At 81.9% G+C, this 730-nt stretch carries 1 protein-coding gene; it reads left to right on the forward strand.

The window, feature by feature from the left end; translation table 11 throughout:
* Nucleotides 1-198: 198 nt before the first annotated feature.
* On the forward strand, nt 199-730 hold a 532-nt coding region (locus FA014_RS19640), incomplete at its 3' end, for an FAD-dependent oxidoreductase (protein WP_195969406.1).

Below are 730 nucleotides of genomic sequence, written 5' to 3' on the forward strand. Positions count from 1 at the left end.
GCGCGGGGCGCGGGCGCGCCCGCCGCGCGGCCGGCGCGCCCGCCGAGATCGGTGCTCCCGCCCGAGATCGGTCCCTGCAGCCGCCGACTTCGGCGCGAACCACCGATCTCGACGTCGCCGGCATCCGCGCGCCAGCGCCCCCCCGGAGCTCCCGCCCGAGCACGGCGGCGGCGCGTCGGTGCAGGCTACGGTGGCCGGGTGCCTGATGCCGTACCCGCCGCCGCCCGTCCCGACCGCGGCGCAGGGGCGCCCGGGTCGCCGCCCGCACCACGCTCCGTCGTGGTCGTCGGCGCCGGCATCGCGGGGGCCCGCACGGTCCTGGAGCTGCGGGCCCAGGGCTTCGACGGCCGGGTGACGCTGCTCGGCGCGGAGGGTGTCGCCCCCTACGACCGGCCGCCGCTGTCCAAGCACCTGCTCGACCGCCCGGCGCCCGCGTGGCTCTCCGACGAGCTCGGTGCCGACGCGCTCACCGCCGCCGACGACGTGCGGCTCGGCAGCCCGGCCACGGGGCTCGCGGTCGACGACGACGGCGTGCGGGTCGGCACCGCGGACGGCGAGGTCGCCGCGGACGCGGTGGTCGTCGCGACCGGGTCCGCCGCCGTCCGGCCGGCCGCGTGGCAGGGCGCGCTGACGCTCCACACCGCGGCGGACGCCGAGCGGCTGCGGGCGGCGCTCGGGTTCCCGCACGGCCTCGCCGCCCCAGGCGGGTCCGCCGCCGGCGCCGGCGGCG

This window comes from Cellulomonas hominis (genome assembly GCF_005239125.1).
Lineage (GTDB): Bacteria > Actinomycetota > Actinomycetes > Actinomycetales > Cellulomonadaceae > Cellulomonas > Cellulomonas hominis_A.